The organism is Streptomyces sp. IBSBF 3136 (genome assembly GCF_036815105.1).
GTDB lineage: Bacteria > Actinomycetota > Actinomycetes > Streptomycetales > Streptomycetaceae > Streptomyces.
Genome location: NZ_JAJSZC010000364.1, coordinates 1 through 4,900 on the forward strand (window position 1 = coordinate 1; position 4,900 = coordinate 4,900).

At 75.7% G+C, this 4,900-nt stretch carries 5 protein-coding genes; all 5 read left to right on the forward strand.

The annotated features are described in order from the left end of the window. The first annotated feature begins 289 nt into the window (after nt 1–289). From V7E45_RS38760 to V7E45_RS38780, 5 genes are read left to right on the forward strand one after another with little or no spacing between them, the layout of a single operon-like run. On the forward strand, nt 290–1,186 hold the full coding sequence (locus tag V7E45_RS38760) for an STAS domain-containing protein (protein WP_333778979.1): 897 nt from the start codon (nt 290–292) through the stop codon (nt 1,184–1,186). 26 nt (nt 1,187–1,212) lie between these two features. Next, on the forward strand, nt 1,213–1,596 hold the full coding sequence (locus tag V7E45_RS38765) for an STAS domain-containing protein (protein ID WP_333778980.1): 384 nt from the start codon (nt 1,213–1,215) through the stop codon (nt 1,594–1,596). Beyond that, nucleotides 1,596–2,042, forward strand: coding sequence for an anti-sigma regulatory factor (locus V7E45_RS38770; RefSeq protein WP_333778981.1), 447 nt, complete (start codon nt 1,596–1,598; stop codon nt 2,040–2,042). Before V7E45_RS38765 ends, V7E45_RS38770 begins: the two co-directional genes overlap by 1 nt. Further along, nucleotides 2,039–3,109, forward strand: coding sequence for an ATP-binding SpoIIE family protein phosphatase (locus tag V7E45_RS38775; RefSeq protein WP_333778982.1), 1,071 nt, complete (start codon nt 2,039–2,041; stop codon nt 3,107–3,109). Before V7E45_RS38770 ends, V7E45_RS38775 begins: the two co-directional genes overlap by 4 nt. Further along, nucleotides 3,093–4,802, forward strand: a complete 1,710-nt coding sequence (locus V7E45_RS38780) for a PP2C family protein-serine/threonine phosphatase (RefSeq protein ID WP_333778983.1) — start codon at nt 3,093–3,095, stop codon at nt 4,800–4,802. Before V7E45_RS38775 ends, V7E45_RS38780 begins: the two co-directional genes overlap by 17 nt. The last annotated feature ends 98 nt before the right edge of the window (nt 4,803–4,900 follow it).

A 4,900-nucleotide genomic window follows, 5' to 3' on the forward strand; every position in this document is an offset into this window, starting at 1 on the left:
CCCCCCCCCCCCCCCCCCCCCCCCCCCCCCCCCCCCCCCCCCCCCCCCCCCCCCCCCCCCCCCCCTGCCCGTGCGCCGGGCGTGCGACACGGAGGGCTTGACGGCCGGCGCGGCCGGGTCGAGCCCTCCGGTGCGCACCGGCCCCGGCGCGCCAGGGGGCGGCTCGCTCTGCGGGGACGGACGGGAGTGTGCAGTGGTCAGGGCCTCGCGGCACCGTGACCGGACGGCATCGGACGGCCCCCGGGCCGGCCGTCCGGCGGCGGACCGAGGGGTCGTCGGAAGGGAGAGGATGTACGTGCCGGAGCAGGACGCGGCCCGATCGGCGGCGCAGTTGGTGAGCTCCTTCCTGGAGCGGCGGCGGGAGCAGATCGCCCAGCGCTGGGCGGACGCGCCCTTGTTCCGTTCGGTCTTCACCGTCTCCCGCGACGAAGCGGTCGAGGCGTGCAAGGCCGTCGTGGACGCGCTCTCCGACGTCGCGGTGAGCGGACGGCCCGAGCACATCGGCGCACCCGGCTTCGCCACCGTGCGCGAGCAGCTGGGCCGGATGGCGGCGACCCGGTCCCGTACCGGGTCCACCCCGGCGCAGATCGCCGACGAGGTGGCCGCACTGCGCGAGCCCGCGGTCGAGCTGCTGCGCCGGGAGTTCCCCGAGCCCTACGGCGCCGAGGCACAGGACAGCGTCCTCACCCTGACCCTGATCATGGGCACCCTGCGCCTGGTGGTCATGGAGACGACGCTCAGCCAGGGCGAGGACCTGATCGAGCGGCAGCGGCTGCAGCTGAGCGAAACGGCCACGCCGGTCATCAACCTGTGGGAGGGGACGGTCGCGGTCCCGCTGATCGGGACCCTGGACAGCGCCCGCAGCCAGGTGGTCATGGAGTCCCTGCTGGAGGCGATCGTCGAGCAGCGGGCGCGGTACGCCATCCTGGACATCACCGGTGTGCCGACGGTCGACTCGCTGGTCGCGCAGCACCTGATGAAGACCGTGGCCGCCGCTCGGCTGATGGGGGCCGAATGCATCGTCTCCGGTATCCGTCCGGCGATCGCGCAGACGATCGTGCAGCTCGGCATCGACCTCGGCTCGGTCGTCACCCGGGCCTCGCTGGCGGACGCGCTCGCCTACGCGCTGGGCCGGCAAGGCATCGTGGTCACGGCCCCCGCGGACGCCGCTGCGAGCGCCCGGTGAACCAGCCGCTCACCGGGGAGGCCCAGATGCCCGTGCCGACCCAGATGCCCGTGCCGACCCAGGTGCCCGTGCTGGCCCTGGGCGGCGTCCTGCTGGTCTCCCTGCAGGGCGAACTGCACGACGGCATGGCCGAGCAGCTCCAGCAGGACCTCACCAGCCGTGCGGCCGCCGGCGGTGTGACCGGTGTGGTGATCGACATCTCCGGTGTGGACATGGTCGACTCCTTCCTCGGGCGGGTACTCGGAGAGATCGCCTCGATGACCCGGCTGCTCGCGGCCCGTACGGTGATCGCGGGCATGCGGCCGGCCGTGGCGATCACGCTGGTCGAGCTGGGACTCACGCTGCCCGGGCTGGTGACGGCCCTCGACGTCGACCGCGCCATGGAACTGCTGTCTTCGGGGGGAACGTGATGCAGGCATCCGGCCACGCGTCCGCGACCAGCCTGCCCATCGGCTCGGACGCGGATCTGGCCTGGGTCCGGCAGCAGGTGCGCCAGTGCGCGGCGCAGCTCGGTTTCGGGCTGGTGCAGCAGACCAAGCTGGTGACCGCGGCCAGCGAGCTGGCCCGCAACACACTGGTGCACGGTGGTGGCGGCCGGGCGGAGATCACTCCGCTGGACAACGGCCGCACCCAGGGGCTGCGGATGAGCTTCACCGACGAGGGCCCGGGCATCGGCGACCTCGACCTGGCGATGAGCGACGGCTACACCTCGGGGGGCGGCCTGGGACTCGGGCTGAGCGGCGCGAAGCGGCTCGTGCACGAGTTCGAGGTGGACACCGAGCCGGGCCGGGGCACCACGGTCACGGCCGTCGCCTGGGTCACCCACGTGCCGTCCTCCCGCCCGGGGGTGCGATGAGTCGGGTCTGGGAGATCCCGGTGCACGACTCGACGCGGGTGCGGGACGTCCGGGTCGCGGCCCGGGAGGCGAGTGCCCTGGCGGGCCTCGACCGGGACCGCACGGCGGCCGCGGAGCTGGTCGGCACCGAGCTGGCGACCAATCTGCTCAGGCACGCGGGCGGGGGCCGCATGGTGCTGAACCTCGTGGACCGCCCGGCCGCCGGCCGGGCCGCCGGTGACGCGTCGGTGCAGCTGTGCTCGCTCGACCACGGGCCGGGCATGGCCGACGTCGGCGCCGCGTTGCGGGACGGGTACAGCACCGCCGAGGCGTCCCTCGGCGCGGGCCTGGGCAGTTGCCGGCGCATAGCGAACGACTTCCGGCTGTACAGCGCACCGGGCCGGGGGACGGTGGCGACGGCCCGGATCGACCGACACCCGGTCCGGCGGGCGGCGCCGGACGAGGCGCTGCCGGTGGGCGGGATCACCCTCGCGCTGGGGCAGGCGGAGCACTCCGGCGACGTCTGGGGCTGGGCGCGCTCTGGTCCCCTGCTGACGCTGCTGCTCGCCGACGGCCTCGGCCACGGCGGCAAGGCCGCGCACGCCTCCACCACCGCGGTCGAGGAGCTGCGCCGCGCGGCGCACCTGCCGCCGGTGGAGCTGCTGCGCCGCCTGAACGGCACGCTGCGCCGCACCCGGGGAGCGGCGGTCGCCGTGGCGCAGGTGGACGCCGACCGGCGGGAACTCCATTTCGCCGGGGTCGGGAACATCGGCGCACGGCTGCGGACGGCGGACGGCTGGACGTCGCTCGTCTCCCACCCGGGCATCGTCGGGGCGTACTTCCCCGCGCAGGTCCCGCTGCGCCGGGCTCCGTGGGGGCCGGACAACCTGCTCGTCCTGCACAGCGACGGGCTGCCGAGCCGCTGGTCGCCGCCCGACGACCCGCGCCTGCTCACCCATGATCCGACGGTGGTGGCCGCGACGGTCCTGCGCGATGCCGGCAGTCCCGCCCGCCCCGAACGCGACGACACCAGCGTGGCCGTACTGGCCCCCGACCGCCGGACCACCGCCCATGACAGCCGCCTCTGACATCTGGACCATCGCCTCGACCGCCGACGCGGCCCGCGCCCGCGCCCTGCTGGCGCGGCTCACGGCGGACGCCGGCGTGCCCGCGGTCGACCGCGCCCGTTTCCTCGCCGCGTTCACCGACCGGGTACGCGACAGCGTGGGCGGGAAAGGCGCGCAGGTCGGGGTCGTCGCCGACGCCGACGGACGACTGCACGTCTGCGTACGGCAATCGGACCACCCGGAGCCGTGGCTGCGGACGCTCGTCTGCCCCACTCCCCTGCCCCGGCCGCTGCCCGACCCCGCCGCCCTGGACGGCACGGAACTCGCCGAGGCGCTCCTGGACGCCGACCAGGACGCGGCCGCCGTGCTGGAGGGCCTGGCCGAGACGGAGGAACTGGTCCGCTTCCACCGCGAGGAGCTGCACCAGACCAACCAGGGCGTCCTCGCGCTGCACGCCGAGCTGGAGGCGGCCGCGCGGGCCCAGCGCGAACTGCTCGAAGCCGAGCGGAGCGCCCGGGCCGCGGCGGAGCGGGCCCGCCGGCTGCTCACCTTCCTGACGAACGCGAGCGCCGCCCTCAACGCCTCGCTGAACCACGAGGACATCGTGCGCCGGCTGCCCGACCTGCTCGTCCCGGAGTACGCCCGGCACGTGGACCTCTGGCTGGCCGAGGACGAGCGCGCCTCTGCCGGCGACCGCGCCGCCGCCACGGTGGTCGCGGCCCGCACCGGGCGCCCCCAGCACGCGGCGGCCCACCCCGGGGAACTGCCCGGGGTGGACGACGCGCCGCCCTCCGCGCTCTCCCCCGGCCGGCCCCTGCTGTGCATCCCGCTCGGCGCCCGCACGGTGCAGGGGGTGCTGACGCTGGCCGCGCCCGGTGACCGTTTCGACCCGGACACCACCGTGATGCTGCTGGAACTGGCCCGGCGGGCGGGCATCGCGCTGGACAACGCCCGCCAGTACGAACAGCACCGGGACGTGGCCAGGGAGTTGCAGCGCGCCCAGCTCACCGACCTGCCCAGCACGCCGGAGCTGTCGCTGGCCGCCCGCTACCTGCCCGCCACGCGCGGCCTGAACATCGGCGGCGACTGGTACGACGCCTTCCCGCAGCCCGACGGGAGCGTGCTCGCGGTGATAGGGGACGTCACGGGGCACGGGCTGCGCGCGGCCGTCATCATGGGGCAGTTGCGCACCGCCCTGCGCGCGTACGCCGTCGAGGGCAACGGACCCGCGCGCATCCTCACCCTGTTGCACCGGATGCTCCGCCACCAGCAGCCGGAGCTGTACGCGACCTGCGCGATCGCCCGTTTCACGCCGGGCGAACCCACGCTGGTGTGGGCCGCCGCCGGGCATCCGCCGGCCGTGGTGCGCGAGCCGGACGGCGCGGTGCGGGTGCTGGAGGCCAAGCCGGGGATCATGCTGGGCGTCCCGCTGGCCTACGAGTACGAGGAGAACACGGTCGAACTGCCCGCGGGGTCGACCCTGGCGCTGTACACGGACGGCCTGGTGGAGCGGCGGGCGGCCGGGATCGACGCGGGCATCGAGCGCCTCGTGCAGGCCGTGGGGGCGCTCGGGTCGGTGGAGCTGGAGGACCTGGAGACGGCGGCCGACTCGCTGCTGAAGCCGATGCTGCACGACTCCGAACACGACGACGACGTCTGCCTGTTGCTCTGCCGTACGGCAGCCGCGCCGCCGGATCCCGCGCCCGCCTCCTGAACGGCCGTGGGGGGGGGGGGGGGGGGGGGGGGGGGGGGGGGGGGGGGGGGGGGGGGGGGGGGGGGGGGGGGGGGGGGGGGGGGGGGGGGGGGGGGGGG

Coding starts and splice junctions, on each gene's coding strand:
- V7E45_RS38775 (WP_333778982.1), top strand. CDS start 2,039: ATGAGTCGGGTCTGGGAGATCCCGGTGCACGACTCGACGCGGGTGCGG.
- V7E45_RS38770 (WP_333778981.1), top strand. CDS start 1,596: ATGCAGGCATCCGGCCACGCGTCCGCGACCAGCCTGCCCATCGGCTCG.
- V7E45_RS38780 (WP_333778983.1), top strand. CDS start 3,093: ATGACAGCCGCCTCTGACATCTGGACCATCGCCTCGACCGCCGACGCG.
- V7E45_RS38765 (WP_333778980.1), top strand. CDS start 1,213: ATGCCCGTGCCGACCCAGATGCCCGTGCCGACCCAGGTGCCCGTGCTG.
- V7E45_RS38760 (WP_333778979.1), top strand. CDS start 290: ATGTACGTGCCGGAGCAGGACGCGGCCCGATCGGCGGCGCAGTTGGTG.